General features: G+C 49.4%; 12 protein-coding genes. 4 read left to right on the top strand and 8 right to left on the bottom strand.

The genetic code is table 11. The annotated features are described in order from the left end of the window. Positions 1–10 precede the first annotated feature (10 nt). From FXO21_RS27515 to FXO21_RS27490, 6 genes are all read right to left on the bottom strand, one after another. Entirely contained in the window at positions 11–592 is a 582-nt protein-coding gene (locus tag FXO21_RS27515; protein ID WP_149643099.1) for a chemotaxis protein CheB, read from the bottom strand. Beyond that, the gene (locus FXO21_RS27510) at positions 574–1383 is read right to left on the bottom strand and encodes a CheR family methyltransferase (RefSeq protein WP_149643098.1); all 810 of its coding nucleotides are present in this window, start codon (positions 1381–1383) and stop codon (positions 574–576) included. The genes FXO21_RS27515 and FXO21_RS27510 overlap by 19 nt, the downstream gene beginning before the upstream one ends. Before the next feature lie 9 nt (positions 1384–1392). Beyond that, a complete protein-coding gene (locus FXO21_RS27505) occupies positions 1393–1758 on the bottom strand; it encodes a response regulator (protein ID WP_149643097.1) in 366 nt (121 codons plus the stop codon). 182 nt (positions 1759–1940) lie between these two features. Further along, positions 1941–5540: a response regulator gene (locus FXO21_RS27500; protein WP_149643096.1), complete on the bottom strand. Its 3600-nt coding sequence runs from the start codon at positions 5538–5540 to the stop codon at positions 1941–1943. Positions 5541–5553: 13 nt separating this feature from the next. Continuing rightward, on the bottom strand, positions 5554–7149 hold the full coding sequence (locus tag FXO21_RS27495) for a hybrid sensor histidine kinase/response regulator (RefSeq protein WP_149643095.1): 1596 nt from the start codon (positions 7147–7149) through the stop codon (positions 5554–5556). Positions 7150–7246: 97 nt separating this feature from the next. After that, positions 7247–7519, bottom strand: a complete 273-nt coding sequence (locus FXO21_RS27490; protein WP_149643094.1) for a hypothetical protein — start codon at positions 7517–7519, stop codon at positions 7247–7249. 185 nt (positions 7520–7704) lie between these two features. On the opposite strand from FXO21_RS27490, the gene glgX reads away from it, so the two are divergent. After that, entirely contained in the window at positions 7705–9885 is a 2181-nt protein-coding gene (gene glgX, locus FXO21_RS27485; RefSeq protein ID WP_149643093.1) for a glycogen debranching protein GlgX, read from the top strand. Continuing rightward, the gene (gene treZ / locus FXO21_RS27480; RefSeq protein WP_149643092.1) at positions 9882–11717 is read left to right on the top strand and encodes a malto-oligosyltrehalose trehalohydrolase; all 1836 of its coding nucleotides are present in this window, start codon (positions 9882–9884) and stop codon (positions 11715–11717) included. The genes glgX and treZ overlap by 4 nt, the downstream gene beginning before the upstream one ends. Here treZ and FXO21_RS27475 read toward each other — a convergent pair. Together FXO21_RS27475 and FXO21_RS27470 are read right to left on the bottom strand one after the other, a co-directional pair. Further along, positions 11712–12281 carry a hypothetical protein gene (locus FXO21_RS27475; protein ID WP_149643091.1) on the bottom strand — a complete coding sequence of 190 codons (570 nt, stop codon included), beginning with the start codon at positions 12279–12281 and terminating at the stop codon, positions 11712–11714. The two genes, treZ and FXO21_RS27475, sit on opposite strands and share 6 nt — an antisense overlap. Before the next feature lie 75 nt (positions 12282–12356). Beyond that, a complete protein-coding gene (locus tag FXO21_RS27470; protein ID WP_149643090.1) occupies positions 12357–13244 on the bottom strand; it encodes an AraC family transcriptional regulator in 888 nt (295 codons plus the stop codon). Between the two features lie 175 nt (positions 13245–13419). Between FXO21_RS27470 and FXO21_RS27465 the strand changes: the two genes are divergently transcribed. Together FXO21_RS27465 and FXO21_RS27460 are read left to right on the top strand one after the other, a co-directional pair. Continuing rightward, the gene (locus FXO21_RS27465) at positions 13420–14874 is read left to right on the top strand and encodes an arabinose isomerase (RefSeq protein WP_149643089.1); all 1455 of its coding nucleotides are present in this window, start codon (positions 13420–13422) and stop codon (positions 14872–14874) included. A 15-nt stretch (positions 14875–14889) separates the two neighbouring features. Further along, on the top strand, positions 14890–17649 hold the full coding sequence (locus FXO21_RS27460) for a family 78 glycoside hydrolase catalytic domain (RefSeq protein ID WP_149643088.1): 2760 nt from the start codon (positions 14890–14892) through the stop codon (positions 17647–17649). Positions 17650–17729 lie beyond the last annotated feature (80 nt).

The following is a 17729-nucleotide window of genomic DNA, read 5'->3' as shown; positions in this document are numbered from 1 at the left end:
ATTATAAATCTTATTCCAGCCCGTTGAAAAACTGCGCCATTGCCTGCACATCCAGGATTTCGTCGACCGCACCACTGGCAATGGCATGCTGCGGCATAAAAGGCATCTGTGCGGATTCCGGAAGCTGGGCAATAGTCCTGCCACCGGCGTTTTTGACCGCCATAATCCCGGCAGTACCATCTTCGTTGGCGCCCGACAAGATGGCGGCAGTCAGTGAACTTCCGTAAACCCCCGCCGCCGATTCGAATGTGACGTCAATACTGGGCCTGCTGAAGTTAATTTTCTCTGAGTAGTCGAGTGAAAATGACCGGTCTTTTTCAATTAGCAAGTGATAGTCGGCAGGGGCGAGGTAAATATGACCCGGGAGGATTTCATCCTTGTCTTCCACCTCGGAGGTGGAAAGTACGCTTTTACCGGCCAGCAGGCCCGTCAGCGACGAATCGCCGGAGCTGCGCCGGTGCAATACCAAAATGACGGGAAACGGGAGACCGGCTTTGAGCAGCGGCAAAAGCTTGAAAAGTACTTCCAGGCTTCCGGCCGAACCGCCTATCAGCAGCATTTCGCAGCGCGTTTTTACAGGATTTTCTTCCATATTTTTTCACGGTTCAATTGCTTGAACTTGTTCTGGACAACCGAAAATTTAAGAGTTTCCTTCGTTCCCAGCGCCAGGTAGCTCAATGTGCCCAGGCTGGCGTCAAATAATTGTAAAACCCTGTCTTGCAGGTCTTTGTCAAAGTAGATTAATACGTTCCTGCAAAGGATCAGGTCAAATTCGTTGAATGAACTGTCGGAGACGAGGTTGTGTGTGGAGATAATAATCTTTTCGGAAAGTTCGCTGTCAAATTTCGCCTGTCCGTAATTGGCTGTGTAATAGCTGGAAAAGTCGCGGGTACCGCCCGATGCAATATAGCTTTCGGAATACTGCTTCATCTGGTTGAGGGGGAAAATTCCCTTTCTCACTTTTTCAAGGACGGTCGGGTTGAGGTCAGTGGCATATAAAAGTGATTTCCGGAGCAGATTAGCCTCTTTCAGCAAAATCGCCATGGAAAAAACTTCCTCACCCGTAGAGCAGCCTGCATGCCAGATCCGGATAAAAGGCTTGGTGCCGAGTACCGGCAGGATGTCGTCGCGCAGGGATTTGTAGAAAGACGGGTCGCGGAACATTTCCGTCACATTCACGGTGATCTCTTCCACAAACCTTTTCAGGTAATCCGGATCGCTGCGTACCCGGTACCTCAGTTCCGCAAAACTGGGAAATTTGTCGAGCATGCACAGCCTTTCAATGCGCCTTCTGAGCGACGCCCTTGAATAGCTGGTGAAGTCATATCCGTACAGATCGAATAAGTCATTCAGCAACAGGTCTATATCTTCATCTTCGATCATCGATCCCACTTAAATACCTGCCAGCAATCCCAGCAATTTATCAACATCGATCGGTTTGGAAATATAAGCATCGGCGCCGGCCTGCAGACACTTCTCCCTGTCGCCGACCATCGCCTGCGCCGTCACCGCGATCACGGGAATATGCGCCCGCCGTTCGATGGTCTTGATGATCGGAATAGCCTCATATCCATCCATTTCCGGCATCATCATATCGATCAGCACCGCGTCGACCACCGCGTCGGTCCGCAGCAAATCCAAAGCCTCCGGCGCACCCGAGCTGGAAATACAGTCGAAACCTTTGGCTTTCAAAGTAGCTTTCAACGCGAAAATATTCCGCGAATCATCATCAATAATCAAAACCCTCTTCTTGTCCATGTTAAATTATAATGATTGAATGATTGAATGACGGAGTTTATAGTCAGTGAGTCAATGAGTCAATAGGTCATTGAGTCAATGAGTTAGTAATCTGTTTTCGTTTCCCGGAAGGGCATTCATTCATTCAAAAGTCCTTTATTCGGTCATTCATTCATTCGGTCATTCATTCATTCATTCAAAATTCAAAACTTCTCATAAAGCCAGACCCTCAAAAGCGACATTAGCTGGTCGATATCTACTGGCTTGGTGATGTAATCCGATGCGCCTGCATTGATACATTTCTCACGGTCGCCGGTCATTGCTTTGGCGGTGACGGCGATGACGGGCAGGTTACGCCATTTCAGGTTATCCCGGATACGCCGTGCCGTTTCGTAACCATCCATTTGCGGCATCATCATATCCAGCAGCACCACGTCCACCGAAGGGTTTTCTTCCAGTTTTAAAAGCGCCTCCTTGCCGTCTAGCGCCGTGATTACATTCATTTTATAGTTTTCGAGCGACTTCGAAAGCGAGAAAATGTTCCGGACGTCGTCGTCGGCGATGAGCACCGTTTTATTGGTCAGAATATCGCTCAGGCCGCCCAGCTTTTTAATATCCGTTGATTTTTGGGCAGATTTTTTGTTTTCCTCAACCACATGTAAAAAGAGCGAAACCTCGTCGAGCATCCGCTGATAGGAATGCGCCGTTTTGACGATAATGGAATCGGCGTACTGCTTAATGCGCAGCTCCTCGGACATCGACAGGCTTTTGCCCGTAAAAATGATGATGGGGATCTTTTCAAAACCAGGATTCTTTTTCGCTTCCTCCAGTGCTTCGTAAGCCTTTTTGTCGGGTATGCCCATATCCAGGATCACGCAATCGGCCTGGTTGTCTTTGAGCGCCTGTATGCCTTCGGAGAGGTCGCTTTTCAGTTCTGAGTTAATATGGAATGTCGCCAGGAAATAGGACAATGCCTTGGCATGCATTGGGTTATCTTCCAGGATCAGTACTTTTTTTGATTTCTTACTGATTACATATTCAATCTTCCTGAACACCTCCTGCATTTTGTCGATGGCGACGGGCTTGTCGATAAAATCGATCGCCCCTTTCATCAGGCTCTCGTTTTTGAGCCGGAGCGAAGACATAATGTGCACCGGAATGTGGCGCGTTTCGGGGTCGGATTTAAGCTGGTCCATTACTTCCCAGCCACTCACCACCGGCAGCTGGATATCGAGTAAAATTCCCATGGGCTTGAATGTTTTCGCGAGCTGCAAACCCTCGTCTCCGCGCACCGATACAATGCCCTTGTATCCCTGGCGCCGGGTATAATCCAGCAGTGATTTTGCGAAATAAGTATCGTCCTCGACGATCAGGATGGTTTTATCGCTGTTAACGATCGTATTTCTGTCGTCGGGAATACTCTCGGGGATGACCGTGCTCACGAACCGGTAATCCGGCTCCGGCTTGCGCACTACGCTTTCTTCCGGGACACTTTTAAAGAAATTCTGACTCTCCGGTTCCTGAACGGAGTACTTCGACGCGACCGGGATAAAAATGGTGAACTCGCTGCCTTTGTTGACGATACTGGTCAGCGAGATCTCGCCGCCGAGCAGCTTCACCAGTTCCCGGCTGATCGAAAGTCCGAGACCGGTGCCGCCATATTTTCGTTTGGTAGATCCGTCGGCCTGCTGAAATGCTTCAAAAATGTGCTGCTGTTTTTCCGGTGGCACGCCGATACCGGTATCGCGAACAGCAAAGCAAAGCATCCTTTCGTTTCCTTCCTGCAACTTGATATTAAGCTGTACAGAACCCTGTGAGGTGAATTTTAATGCATTGGAGATCAAATTTTTAAGGATCTGTTCCAAACGCATTTTATCCGTTTCAATAATGACCGGTACGCCGGGGGCGATATTAATATCGAAGTCAAGCCCTTTTTCACGGGCAACCGGCGCGAAAAGCCCTTTCAGGTCTTCTGTAATTTCCTTGACGGCCACATTGACATAATCCAGCTCCATCTTGCCCGCCTCTATTTTGGAAAGATCGAGTATCTCGTCAATCAGCCCCAGCAAACCATTACCTGACGACTGGATTACCGTGGCATATTCAATTTGTTCGTCGGTAAGATTTTTATCGTCGTTTTCCGATAAAAGCCTGCTCAGCAGCAGGATAGAGTTCAGCGGTGTCCGCAGCTCGTGCGACATATTGGCCAGGAACTCCGATTTGTACCGCGTTGTCAGTTCCAGTTCCTCAGCTTTTTTGACGATCTCAATATTCTTCTCTTCCAGCAAACCGCTTCTTTCTTCGAGCTCTTCATTGGTTTGCTGCAATTCTTCCTGCTGTACCCTGAGTTCCTCTTCCGAAGCCTGCAGTTTCTGCGACTGCGCTTCCAGCTCGGCATTCAGGTTTTCGAGTTCATTATGCTGCGTCTGCAATTCTTCCGACTGCGCCTGGGTTTCTTCGAGGAAGTTCTGCAGTTTGAGATAATCCAGGGCCGAGTTCACACCGGTGGCCATTGCTTCCAGGTTTTCTTTCAGGAACCGCACATGCAACTCGTTCGGTACCGTCAAAAACGCCAGTTCTATTACGCCAATGCATTCGTATGAATAGGTCAATGGTAAAATCGCCAGCGCGGCAGGCTTACTTTCGCCCAGGGAAGAAGAAACGCGCAGGTAATTATCAGGGACATTCTCGATGATAACCGGCTTTTTACTCTCGATAACCTGGCCGGTCAGTCCTTCACCAGGAACAACAAACCCGGGCGCGTTTTGAACTGCATAAGCGCTGCTCAATTTGAATTGCCAGTCGCTGTCAAGAATATAAATCGTACCGAGCTGTGCGCCGGTATATGCTGTAAGGGTGTTTAAAAGATTGTTGGTCAGTTTTTTTAGTATCCGCTCACCTCTGATCGCATCGCTTACCTGCACGGCGCCTGTTTGCAGCCAGTTTGTATTGTTAAGGTCGTTGAAGGTTTGTTCCAGTGAGCTGGTCATCCGGTTGAGCGCCGAGGCAATCCGTCCGAGTTCATCTTCACTGTCTTCCACCGCTCTCACGGAATAGTCGCCGTCGGAAACATCCTGTGTAACATTCTCGATATGCGCGATGCGTCTCTGGGTTTCTGCGTATTTCTCTGTTTCGGCCTGCTGCTGCACGAGCCGTTTGTCCATGTCATTTTTGATCCGCATGTAAGCGAATACAGTGATCAAAATGGAGATCAGCGCTGCTACGACGAGCAGGATAGGGGTATATTGAATATAGATCTGCTGCTGCTCGAGCCGGGTTTGCAGCACGGCATTTTCCTGTTCCTTGATCTGCTGCACCGCCAGTCTGAGATCATCCATCACTTTTCTTCCGCGCACCATTTCCCTCAGGCGTGCTTCGGTTTCGGTTGAAAAATCCGGGTTTTTGCGCGCCATATCGATGATATTCTGCATTTGTCCGAATTTGGCCTCGTACAATGCCTTTACTTCCCGCAAGTACTTCTGCTGGGTCGGATTGTCAGCCGTCAGCTCAGATAGTTTGTTGTAACTGTTCGTGGTTTTTTCATAAGCACCGTTGTAAGGCTCAAGAAATTCTGGGTCCTGGGTAACCAGAAATCCCCGCTGGCCCGTTTCGGCATCTTTCATGTACGAAATGATGCTTTCCGCCTGAATGAGCACTTCGTTGGTGTGGTTGACCAGCTCCGAGTTGTTGATCAGCTTTTGCGTGCTGTAATAGGACGCCAGCAAACTGAAAATGAGAAGCAGGATGGAAAAGGAGAATACAATCTGGAGTTGTTGTATGATTGAGTTAGAGGTTCTTTTCATAAATGCTGGTCCCTTAATTTTCTAAATTCGTTTCTTTGCGTGCCTGGTCCTGCACAAGCGGCATGATCAGTATAAATTTCGCACCTTCGTTTTCTGTACTCTGGGCCGAGATCAGCCCGTTATGTTTGTCCATGATCTTTTTGGCGATAGCCAGCCCTATACCGGTTCCCTCGTAGCTGCTGAGATTATTCAGCCGCTGGAAAATGACAAATATCCGGTCAAGGAACTTCTCGTCGAAACCGATCCCGTTGTCGGCAATGGTTATCCTGCAGAATACACCGTCAGCTGACGGTTCTGCCGAAACGTCTTTACCGGCGATCAGATCTGCCTTAATGCGGATCACCGGCGTCACATCTTTTTTGGAAAACTTCAATGCATTGCTGATCAGGTTCTGGAATACCTGACGGATCTGGCTTGGAATGGTATCGACGACGGGAAGTTTGTCAACCTGTACCATCGCATTCTTTTCCGCAATGACTTCGTCGAAATCCAGGAGCAGTTCCGAGATGAGCATGTTGAGGTCGGTAGGCTGGAAAAATGCCTTTACCGAAAGCCGTGAATAATCGAGCAGGTCACTGATCAGCCGCGACATCCGGGCCGAGGAATTGATAGAACGGTTCAGGTAGGAAGTCGCTTCTGTGTTGTCGCTCAGATATTTGTCTTTCAATAAGTGGCTGAACGTCTGTATTTTGCGCAGGGGTTCTTTGAGATCGTGTGAAACTACCCAGGCAAATTGCTGTAATTCATGGTTCGTTATTTCCAGTTCTGAGTTTTTATCAAGAAGCTCTCTGGTGCGCAGCTCCACCTTGTGTTCGAGCAGCTCGTTGGCTATTTTCTGCTGGTGAATATCGGTAAAAGTACCTACCCAGCGGATGATCTCGCCGTGTTGAAACACGGGTATGATCTTTAACAGAAAATAACGGTAGTCTTTTGTTTCAAGGTGTTTGAGACGGGCCTCGCTGGTAAACTCCGTGCCGCTCCGGAAATGTGCTTCCCATCTGTCAAAGAAATGATCGTCGGGGTGAGTTTCGGGAAATATGCCCGATTCTGTCGAAAACTGGAACCAGTGTTCGTTTACATACTCGATCTTTCCGTCCGTTTTGATTGTAAATGCGATCTGTGGTAAAGATTCCAGGATGAACCGCAGTTCCTGCATGCGCAGTGCCAGCTCTTCCTGTGCATCTTTTCGTGTTTCAATTTCCTGTTTCAGCGATTCCTGAATGGTTTTCAGCTCCTGCTGCTGCTCGTATAATCGGATAAAAGTCTTGACTTTGAGCAAAAGAATATCCGGGTCGACCGGCTTGGTCAGATAATCGATACCACCCGAAGTGTAGCCTTTCGTAATAAAACGTTTTTCTGTATTGACAGCCGAAAGAAAGATAATCGGCGTGTCCTTGGCCCTGCTGAAACCTGCAATGGCTTCGGCCACCTCAAAGCCGTCCATACCCGGCATTTGCACATCCAGGATGATGACGGAATAACTGGTATTCAGAACTTTTTTCAATGCCTCTTCACCAGACTCCGCCGTGTCCGTTTTAAAACCATGTAATTCCAGGATTTTTTTTAGAGGTAGAATGTTTTCCGGCCTGTCGTCGACAATCAGGATCATAGTAACTGGTAAAGGAACAAAAAGGAGCGAGTGTACGGCATTTTACTTAAAAATATCATACCCAAAACCCGTTTATTCACGCAAATAAGGCATTTTATCACTGCGAATCAATTCTTTCCTCGGCCAGCGTATCGGCGACGATCAGTTTTAACTCCTCAACCCATTTCTGGACAGTGAGCATCGGATGGAGGTAAGGAGTGTCAAAATCCTCGGCGATAGAAGTTTTGCCCCTGGCCTTCACCAGCCGGATGAGCGCCTCAACCAGATACTCCTGATCAGGATCGAACGTGGTGTCTTCATTGGTTGCTGCGGTTTCTTCAAGGAATCCGTGCATTTTCAAAAGGAGTTGTCTGTCTGTAGTCGGTGTCATAAACGTCGGATCAGGGTTAATTGGGGAAAATGTTCCCGGTTACGGGCATCGCCTGTTGGCATAATTTTATAGCAAATTGCGTTCTAGCAGTCCGGGAAGTGCGGGGAAGGGCGAAAACAGCATTGCCGCAAAAGCTGTGCAGAAGGTCAGGGAGACCAAATTATTGCGGAATTAATTACTAGCATATGAGAAAAATTGCCAATAAAAAAGTTGTAGACCAGTCGAGACTGGATAATGTTGTCGTGTATCCCGGGGAGCCTTATCCGCTGGGTGCGACCTGGGACGGAGAAGGCGTCAACTTCGCATTGTATTCAGAAAACGCAACTGGTGTTGAATTGTGTTTGTTCGATTGCGCCGACAGCCTGTCGGAAAATGTCAAGATCCAGATCAGGGAAGTTTCACATTACGTATGGCACGTATACGTTCCGGGATTGAAACCCGGGCAGCTATACGGTTACCGTGTCCACGGGCCCTACGAGCCAACCGTCGGACTTCGTTTTAATCACAATAAACTACTGATCGACCCTTATGCCAAAGCCATATCCGGTACGATCCAGTGGCACGACGCGCTTTTTGGATACGTCATTGGCGATCCTGCGGAAGACCTCAGTTTTAGTGACCTGGACAGTGCCTGCTACATTCCCAAATCAGTGGTAGTCGGCGATGCTTTTGATTGGGAAGGCGTAAAGCAGCCGGAAATTCCTTATCACGATACGATTATTTACGAAACACATGTGAAAGGCTTCACCTGTCTGCACCCCGATATCCCGGAAGAGATCCGGGGTACCTATGCCGGGCTGGCGCATCCTGCCAGTATCGATTACCTGAAAAAACTGGGTATCAATGCGATTGAACTGATGCCCGTGCACCATTTCGTTTCCGACAGGCATTTAAAGGATAAGAGCCTTACCAATTACTGGGGATATAATTCCATCGGCTTTTTCGCCCCCGACGTTCGGTACAGCAGTTCCGGCACGCAGGGAGCGCAGGTCACCGAGTTCAAGAATATGGTGAAGGAAATGCATAAGGCAGGTATTGAGGTCATCCTTGATGTGGTATATAACCATACCGGGGAAGGTAATCAGATGGGGCCAACATTGTCTTTCAGAGGCATTGATAATATGTCTTATTACAGGCTGATGGACGGCCGCTATTATATGGACTACACCGGCACCGGAAATACCCTGAATGCCCGTCTGCCCAGCGTATTAAGGCTGATTATGGACAGCCTGCGTTACTGGATCACGGAAATGCATGTGGACGGTTTTCGTTTTGATCTCGCTTCGACCCTGGCGCGGGAGCTGCACGAGGTGGACAGGCTCAGTGCATTTTTCGATATAATCCACCAGGACCCGGTTATCTCCCAGGTCAAGCTGATCGCCGAACCCTGGGACGTCGGCGAAGGAGGCTATCAGGTCGGGAAGTTCCCGATGGGCTGGGCGGAATGGAATGGCCGCTACCGTGATTGTATGCGCGATTACTGGCGGGGAGCGGACAGTATGCTGGCAGAGTTCGCGGAGCGATTTACCGGAAGTTCCGATTTATACAAAGGCGAAGACCGTCACCCGACAGCCAGCATCAATTTTATCACCGCCCACGACGGCTTTACATTGAACGACCTGGTTTCGTATAATGACAAGCGTAACTTCGAGAACGGGGAGAATAATATGGATGGCGAAAGCCACAACCGCTCCTGGAACTGTGGTGATGAAGGTCCTTCCGATGATCCGGAGGTGATTAAATTGCGCAGCAGGCAAAAAAGAAATTTTCTGACCACGCTTTTCCTTTCGCAGGGCGTGCCGATGCTTGTAGCCGGAGATGAATGGGGAAGGACGCAGCAGGGTAACAACAATGCCTATTGCCAGGACAATGAGATCTCATGGCTGAACTGGGATAAGGCGGATCACGAGCTGCTTGGCTTTACCCAAAAGCTAATCACATTCAGTAAAGCCCACCCGACATTCCGGCGGAAGCACTGGTTCCGGGGAATGCCTATCAAAGGAATAGGATTGGAGGATATCGCCTGGTTCCTGCCCGACGGCCAGGAAATGCCCGAGGAAAACTGGAACCACGATTACGCTAAATCGCTGGGTATATTCCTGAATGGGAAGGGGATACGCCATATGGACCCCAAGGGAAAACCGATTTACGACGATAGTTTTTACATCATTTTCAATGCGCATTACGAACCGGTACAATATATGCTTCCCCCCGAGAAATACGGAAGCGAATGGCGGAAAGTCATTGACACATGCGAAGGTTGCGTCAGTGAAAATGGGGAGGTCTTCCTGCCCGACACAGCGGTGACCGTTGACAGCCGTTCCATCATTGTTTTCAAACACGCTTTGGAAGAACAAAAAATATGAATAACGATTATATAGTGCCGGGAAGGCCCGGCATCAGTTTTAATGAGTTTGGAGAAGCTGAAATCCTGGTGTGGGCACCTTTGGCAGAGGAAGTAAGGATATCAGTCGTTTCGTCAGGCGAAAAGATTCCTCTTGAAAAGCTGGGATATGGGTATTGGGGAATAAAAACCTCCGGGGTAAAACCTGGGGATTCCTATCTTTTCGACCTGGGTGACGATCAGTTGCTTCCCGATCCCGCTTCACTTTTTCAGTCTGAGGGCGTACATGGCCCGTCGGAGGCTGTCGATCTCCGGGATTTTCAGTGGACCGACCAGCAGTGGGTTAACCCCGCACTTCCCGCATATATCATTTACGAAGTCCATATCGGCACATTCACCCCGGAAGGTACACTCGCGGCAATGGAAAAGCGGCTCGATTATCTGGCCGATCTCGGCGTTACCGCCATCGAGCTGATGCCGGTTTCTCAGTTTGCCGGGCCGCGCAACTGGGGCTATGATGGTGTATTTCCTTACAGTGTTCAGGATTCTTATGGTGGTCCGAAAGCCATGCAGCATTTCGTAAATGCCTGTCATTCAAAGGGAATAGCAGTGATCCTGGATATGGTGTATAACCACCTGGGGCCGGAAGGAAATGTGTTTGGCCAGTACGGTCATTATTTTACCGATAAATACAACACGCCCTGGGGAGAAGCGATCAATTTTGACGATGCATGGAGTGATGCTGTGCGGCATTACTTCATCCAAAATGCATTGATGTGGTTCAGGGATTTCCATATTGATGCGCTGCGTCTGGACGCAGTTCATGCGATCAAGGATTTCAGTCCCGTGCATGTATTGCAGGAGATGAAAATGCGGGTGGACGAGTTGAGCGAAGCGACAGGAAGGCAGCCTTATCTGATGGTCGAAATGGACCTGAACGATACCCGATATATTAAGCCGGTAGATCAGTGCGGATTCGGCATGGACGCGCAGTGGATCGACGAGTTTCACCACGCGCTCAGGGTTTCTTCCGGTCAGCAGCAAAGTGGGTACTATTCAGATTTTGAGCCTGTTGTATCGTTAGCCAAGTCTTTCCGCGATGCCTATGTATTCGATGGGACTTATTCAGAACACCGGAAAAGAAAATTCGGTGTTAAGGCAGACGGATTTCCGGGACATCGGTTTATTGTTTTTTCTCAAAACCACGACCACATCGGTAACCGTATGCTCGGCGAGCGGACCAGTCAGCTGGTAAGTTATGAAATGCAGAAGTTGCTGGCGGGCACGGTGATGGTCAGTCCGTTTCTGCCGCTGCTATTTATGGGCGAGGAATGGAGCGAGAGTAATCCTTTCCAGTATTTTGTAAGCCACACCGACCCCGAGCTGGCCGAAGCCGTGCGCAAAGGACGTAAACGGGAGTTTGCCGCCTTTCACCTCGAAGGCGATGCGCCCGATCCGGTAGGGGAGGAAACCTTTCAGCAATCTAAATTACAGTGGGATTTACTCGAAAAAGAGCCGCACCGAACCATGTTCCGCTATTACAAACAGCTGATAAGCCTTCGTAAAGAGCAGCCTGCATTAAGTGCTGCCGACAGGTCGGGGCTGACTGTAACGGTGCCGGAAGGCAAGGAATTGATCATTCTGGAAAGAAATACAGCCGGTCAATTACTTGTCGCCGTCCTTAATTTCGCCAAGAATAGCGAGGAGGTAGTGCTTCCGCATGCGCAGAAATGGCAGAAACTGATCGCGTCTTCAGATCAGGAATGGAACGGGGACAGGACATTGCCGGAACATCTTGAAGCCGGTGCCTTGCATGTTGCGGCCGAATCTTTTACACTTTACGCGGCATCATAGGTTGCGGATCTTGATCCGGACATCCTGAGGTGCGGGCTCATCGCCGCCGAAATAGGGCAGGAGCTTGTAGGAAACGCCAACACCGCCGGTGCAATGCCGGGGCATGACCGTTTCCATCCCGCGGAATGTGAAAAGATAAGAATTATCCCGAACTGCGATTTTAAAGCTCGCCGGCTCGTTCAGCTCGACAGTACCGAGCTCTTTTTCCTGCCGGGTACCGTTCACATACACATAAGCATAAATGCGCAGTGCGCCTTCGCGCCAGTTCCAGCCAAAGCGGGCACTGTTGCTCTGGTGTCCCGAACTGCAATCGGAAAAGCCGTACAGCTTATTGATATCATTCTGATTTTCAGGTACTGCATTCCTGTAAACGCAGCTGCTGTCGAATACAGCCTGAAAATGCATGGAAGAGGATGTGAAAGGGGTGTTCAGATTGTTGTCCACCTCGTGGCGTCCCTGGCGGATTGTGTAGGTAACAAAATCGTCGCCAAAACTGGGGGCATTGCCGATCCATTCGCAGGAGCTCAGGCCGATGATGACCAGAAAAAGGGTGATGTATTTCATCGGGATGTTTTCGGGGATATGTGACTTTCCAAAACCTTCATATCAACGAACGTTCGGGATGGAAATTACCCTCCCTTAGCCCTCTCTGTAAGAAGTTGGTGGTACCGTCATTTTTTTCTTGAATATCCGGGAAAAATAAAATTCAGATTCGAAACCTGTTTTATAGGCAATTTCTGAAACGGATAAAGAGGTTTCCCGCAGCATTTGACACGCTTTTTCTATTTTAAGATTCAAATGATACTGTCCGGGAGATGTGCCCAGTACCTCCTTAAAAGCCTTTCGGAACCAGCCATAACTCACGCCGTACTGACTCGCCAGCTTCTCCATATCGATCACCTCCGTACTGTGCTCGTGGATCTGATAACGCATTCTGTGCACGAGCTTTTCCTTGTGGGAACGGGAACGATCTGTCATTAACGCCGACGCATACACCAGCCCCAGCAGCTGGATTACCAGGCAGGATGAAATCTGTTTGAATGCAATCCCTTCGAACTTAAGCGTCTGGACAAGCCGGATAAATACATTCAGCAGCTCCGAGTTAAAGCCGATCCGGATCAGGGGATGGTCGGGCTTGAAACATTCCTGCCGCATCAGGTATTCGGAATAGTGCCCTCCGAAACCCACCCAGAATTCTTCCCAGCCCGTATCCTGCGAAGGTTTGTAGCGGTGCCAGACATTCGGGAACAAAAGAAATGCGGTACCTGCCTCGACAATGGTCGGCGGAATAGTTTCGGTTTCAAATATGCCACTGCCGCTGGAAATGTAAACCAGCTGAAATTCGTTGATCACCCTTCCTTTCTCCCAGTCGAAATAGTAGCTGTCGGGATGGTTGGTGTCCGGGTACACTTTCCCGGCGGGGTGCAGGTTGTGTCCGATATTCAGGATGGAAACGCCCCAGTTCGGTTCGGAGTCTGCCAGCTGTTCAAGTTGCTCGGTGCTGAAATACTTTCTATATAGTTCCATGTCAATATGTGCAAATAATGAATCACTTTATTCATTGTATGCGATCTTATTTGTGTCCTATTTTTGCGAACCAAAGTTTAATTTACAGAAGTATATCTGTTCAGAATGGGTTTTTAAATCAAACCCTGCACACGGCGGAATCTACCTTTTAATTTTCAGATTTGTATTTTTTGATATGGCGGATCATTCCAAATACCGGCTTAAAGTCGGACTTTTCGGCATCGGGTTGCAGGCTTACTGGGAACAATTCGACGGACTGGAAGAAAGACTGAAAGGGTACCTGGGCGTAGTGTCCGAAAAGCTGGAAGGCTTCGGCGCGGAGATCACCAATCTGGGCCTGATCGATTCGCCGGAAAAGGCGATGGAGGCGGGCCACGATTTTCGCCGTGCCGATGTAGACCTGCTGTTCCTTTACGTGACTACCTACGCGCTTTCGTCAACCGTTTTGCCGGTAGTAAGGCGCGCGAAGGTTCCGGTGGTGATATTGAACCTCGCGCCAGAGGCTGCGATCGACTACACACGTTTCAACCAACTGGCCGACAGGACCCGGATGACGGGCGAATGGCTGGCTTTCTGCTCATCCTGCCCGGTGCCCGAAATCGCGAATGTCTTCAATCGCGCCAGGATTCCTTTTTACCAGATCACCGGTATGCTGCATAACGACCCGCTTGCCTGGGATGAGGCCCGGGAATGGATCGAGGCGGCAAGTGTTGCTAATATAATGACGCACAACAGGTTAGGGGTGATGGGCAGCTATTATGGCGGGATGCTGGATATTTACTCAGACCTCACACTGCAATGCGCGACCTTCGGAGGGCATATTGAAATCATAGAGGTAGACGAACTTTCCGCACTCCGCGAGCAGGTTTCCGATCAGGAGACAGAGGAAATGCGCCAGGTTTTTGATCAGGCTTTCGAAATAAAAGAGGATTGCCCGGACCACGAACTGACAAGAGCTTCCCGAACCGCGGTGGCATTGACTAAGCTGGCAGAGAAATACCAGCTGGGCTCAATGGCTTATTATCACAAAGGGACCGGTAACGCGCTGAATGAAGATACGATGAGCTCGGTCATTCTCGGTAATTCCCTGCTCACAGCCCGGGGTATCCCCGTCGCCGGTGAGTATGAGGTCAAAAATGCGCAGGCTATGAAAATTCTGGATAGTTTCGGCGCAGGGGGTTCATTTACAGAATATTATGCGATGGATTTCAATGATGATATTGTGCTGATGGGGCACGATGGCCCGGGACATATTGCGATTGCGGAGGGAAAAACGAAAGTGCGGCCGCTATATGTCTACCACGGTAAGGTTGGTAAGGGACTTTCGGTGGAGATGAGCGTAAAACACGGGCCGGTTACGCTGCTTTCGGTGGTAGAAACGGCCGAGGGGAAGGTTATTCTGCTGGTCGCGGAAGGGGAGTCGGTGCCGGGGCCCGTCCTCGAAATTGGCAATACAAATAGTCGGTACCGCTTCAAATCAGGTGCGCGCAAGTTTGTCGAAACCTGGAATAGCCACGGCCCTGCGCACCACTGCGCCGTGGGAGTCGGGCATATCAGTTCGAAAATTATCAAACTGGGCCAGCTGCTTGGTATCGAGACCAAAATCGTTTGCAGGCACAGTTTGTCCTAATCATCTGGTAACGTTATGAAGATTTTTTTCGCAGTAATACTGAGTTTTTTAACCGTCACATCTTTTTCGCAATCTGCGATCCGTGTGACTGTGATCAAATGCGAGTCCCGGCAGAATCCGCTGGGTATCGAAACCCCGACGCCATCGCTGAGCTGGCAAATGGAATCCGACAAGCGGGCAGAAAGTCAGTCGGCTTATCAGATTGTTGTTTCCGACCAGGCTGATTTCAAACCAGAAAATGCGAATTACTGGGATTCCGGCAAAAAGGAGAGTGATCAATCCATCCATGTTCGTTACGCAGGAAAACAGCTATCGGCGGCGAAACGATACTACTGGAAAGTCCGCGTGTGGGACAAAACCGGCCAGCCTTCCAAATGGAGCGCCGCAGGTTATTGGCAAATGGGGCTGCCTTCCAAGTCGGATTGGGGAAAGGCAGCGTGGCTTGCGCTTACTCCGTGGACAGATTCCATGCGGGTAGTACCGGGCATTCACGTACCGCACAACAATCCGAAGTTTGGTAAAAAAGTATCGGGTGCACATCCTCTGCCCATGTTCAGAAGGGATATCCGTATTTCGAAAAAATTGAAAAGAGCCACCGCATTTATCACAGGTTTAGGGCACTACGAATTTAGTATCAACGGAAAAAATGCTGATACGGATTTCCTCTCTCCGGGCTGGACCAACTATGACGAATACACCTACTATAATACTATTGATATTACCGGAGCGCTCAAACCAGGCCGGAATGCGCTCGGTGTGATGCTTGGAAACGGTTTTTACAATGTCCCGAATGAGCGTTACCGCAAATTGCTGGTCGCATACGGAAATCCGAAAATGATCTGTAAAGTCCTGCTCGAATACCAGGACGGAAGTACGGAGGAAATCGTGAGCGATGAAACCTGGAAGGTGACAGAAAGCCCTGTGACTTATTCCAGCATCTACGGCGGCGAGGATTACGACGCAACCAGGGAACAAAAAGGCTGGAATTTGCCAGGTTTTGATGACAGCAAATGGAAGAAACCGCTGATCGTAAACAAAGAGGAAAAATTGGTGGCCCAGATCGGTTACCCGATGGCGGTTATGGATACATTCAATGTCGCCCGGATCTCGCAGCCGAAACCGGGCGTATGGGTTTACGATATGGGACAAAATGCCTCCGCGATCCCGCAGCTGACTGTCAGCGGAAAAGCAGGAACACAGGTGAAGATTACACCGGCAGAACTGATCCTGGACGATGGGACCGTCAACCAGCAGGCTTCGGGGGAACCGCATTTTTATCAATACACATTAAACAATGAAAAAATACAGACCTGGCAGCCCAAGTTTACCTATTACGGTTTCAGGTATATTCAATTAGAAGGAGCTATGCCAGAGGGGGAAGCAAACCCGAATACCCTGCCGGTGGTAGCGGGAGTTAGCTCGCTGCACGTTCGTAGTGCGGCACCGCGCACGGGAAGTTTTAGTTGTTCCAACGATCTTTTCAACCGGATCTACGCGCTCATTAATTGGGCGATCAACAGCAATGTTACCCATACCGTGACCGATTGTCCGCACCGGGAAAAGCTGGGCTGGCTGGAAGAAACTTACCTCATGGGCAACTCGATCCAGTTGAACCTGGACATGGAACTGCTCAATAAAAAGCTTTTCAGCGATATGAGATCTGCGCAGCTGAAAAATGGACTGGTACCGGATATCGTGCCCGAATATGTACCCTTTGAAGGCGGTTTCCGTGATTCGCCCGAGTGGGGCAGCGCGAGCGTGATACTGCCCTGGTACTGCTATCAATGGTATGGAGATAAAAGCCTGCTGCTGGACAACTATGAAATGATGGTCAGGTATGTCGATTACCTCACTTCCAAATCAAATCAATATATTCTGATGCACGGGCTGGGCGATTGGTTCGATATGGGGCCGGGGCCGATGGGGGAGTCGCAGCTGACGCCGAAAGGTCTCACGCCCACAGCCACTTATTATTACAATGCTACTATCCTGGCGAAGATCGCCGCTATTCTTGGAAAGCAGGCCGACATTGCAAAATTCACCGATCTGGCGGCGAATATTAAAAAAGCATTTAATCAAAAATTTTATGACAAAACAAATCACCAGTACGGCACGGGCAGCCAGACGGCCAATGCAATGGCGGTTTATCTCGGATTGGCCGGGGGGGCTGAGCAGGATTTAGTTTACAAAAAGCTCAACCAGAATCTTGTAGACAATAATTATGTACTTACTGCCGGCGATATTGGTTTCCATTATCTGGTGAAGGTATTGTCGGAAGGCGGGGCGTCGGATGTTTTGTTTAAAATGAATAACCGCAATGATGTGCCGGGTTATGGGTATCAGCTCGCGCATGGTGCCACTGCGCTGACAGAAAGCTGGCCTGCGCTGCGCAACGTTTCAAACAACCACTTGATGCTGGGGCATTTGATGGAGTGGTTTTACGAAGGAATAGGGGGGATAAGGCAGGCGGAAACTTCCATTGGCTACAAAAATCTGATCATCCAGCCGCAGTTTCCCGGCGACCTTACCGAAGCCAAAGCATCGTATCAATCCCCCTACGGCACTATCTCAACCTCCTGGCGGAAAGAGGAAAGATATGTAACTGTGGAAGTGCAGGTCCCGGTTAATGCAAACGCAGCGCTGATTTTACCTGTTGCCGAATCGGCGGAGGTGACTGAAAATGGAAAGGGTATTGTTTCGCGGCCGGGCATTACTATTCGGGGAAAACAGATTTTTGTCGGCTCAGGTAAATATAATTTCCGGTTTAAAAATTAGGGGTTTTGCAAAAGAAAGCCGGATCCAGAAAAACGCTGAACCCGGCTCTCACTCTAATCACAATAAACACAAAAATTGAC

Source organism: Dyadobacter sp. UC 10 (genome assembly GCF_008369915.1).
Taxonomy (GTDB): Bacteria; Bacteroidota; Bacteroidia; order Cytophagales; family Spirosomataceae; genus Dyadobacter.
This window is presented reverse-complemented; position numbering and strand designations above follow the sequence as displayed.

Coding starts and splice junctions, on each gene's coding strand:
- FXO21_RS27465 (WP_149643089.1), top strand. CDS start 13,420: ATGGCGGATCATTCCAAATACCGGCTTAAAGTCGGACTTTTCGGCATC.
- FXO21_RS27490 (WP_149643094.1), bottom strand. CDS start 7,519: ATGACACCGACTACAGACAGACAACTCCTTTTGAAAATGCACGGATTC.
- FXO21_RS27470 (WP_149643090.1), bottom strand. CDS start 13,244: ATGGAACTATATAGAAAGTATTTCAGCACCGAGCAACTTGAACAGCTG.
- FXO21_RS27505 (WP_149643097.1), bottom strand. CDS start 1,758: ATGGACAAGAAGAGGGTTTTGATTATTGATGATGATTCGCGGAATATT.
- FXO21_RS27515 (WP_149643099.1), bottom strand. CDS start 592: ATGGAAGAAAATCCTGTAAAAACGCGCTGCGAAATGCTGCTGATAGGC.
- FXO21_RS27495 (WP_149643095.1), bottom strand. CDS start 7,149: ATGATCCTGATTGTCGACGACAGGCCGGAAAACATTCTACCTCTAAAA.
- glgX (WP_149643093.1), top strand. CDS start 7,705: ATGAGAAAAATTGCCAATAAAAAAGTTGTAGACCAGTCGAGACTGGAT.
- FXO21_RS27475 (WP_149643091.1), bottom strand. CDS start 12,281: ATGAAATACATCACCCTTTTTCTGGTCATCATCGGCCTGAGCTCCTGC.
- treZ (WP_149643092.1), top strand. CDS start 9,882: ATGAATAACGATTATATAGTGCCGGGAAGGCCCGGCATCAGTTTTAAT.
- FXO21_RS27510 (WP_149643098.1), bottom strand. CDS start 1,383: ATGATCGAAGATGAAGATATAGACCTGTTGCTGAATGACTTATTCGAT.
- FXO21_RS27460 (WP_149643088.1), top strand. CDS start 14,890: ATGAAGATTTTTTTCGCAGTAATACTGAGTTTTTTAACCGTCACATCT.
- FXO21_RS27500 (WP_149643096.1), bottom strand. CDS start 5,540: ATGAAAAGAACCTCTAACTCAATCATACAACAACTCCAGATTGTATTC.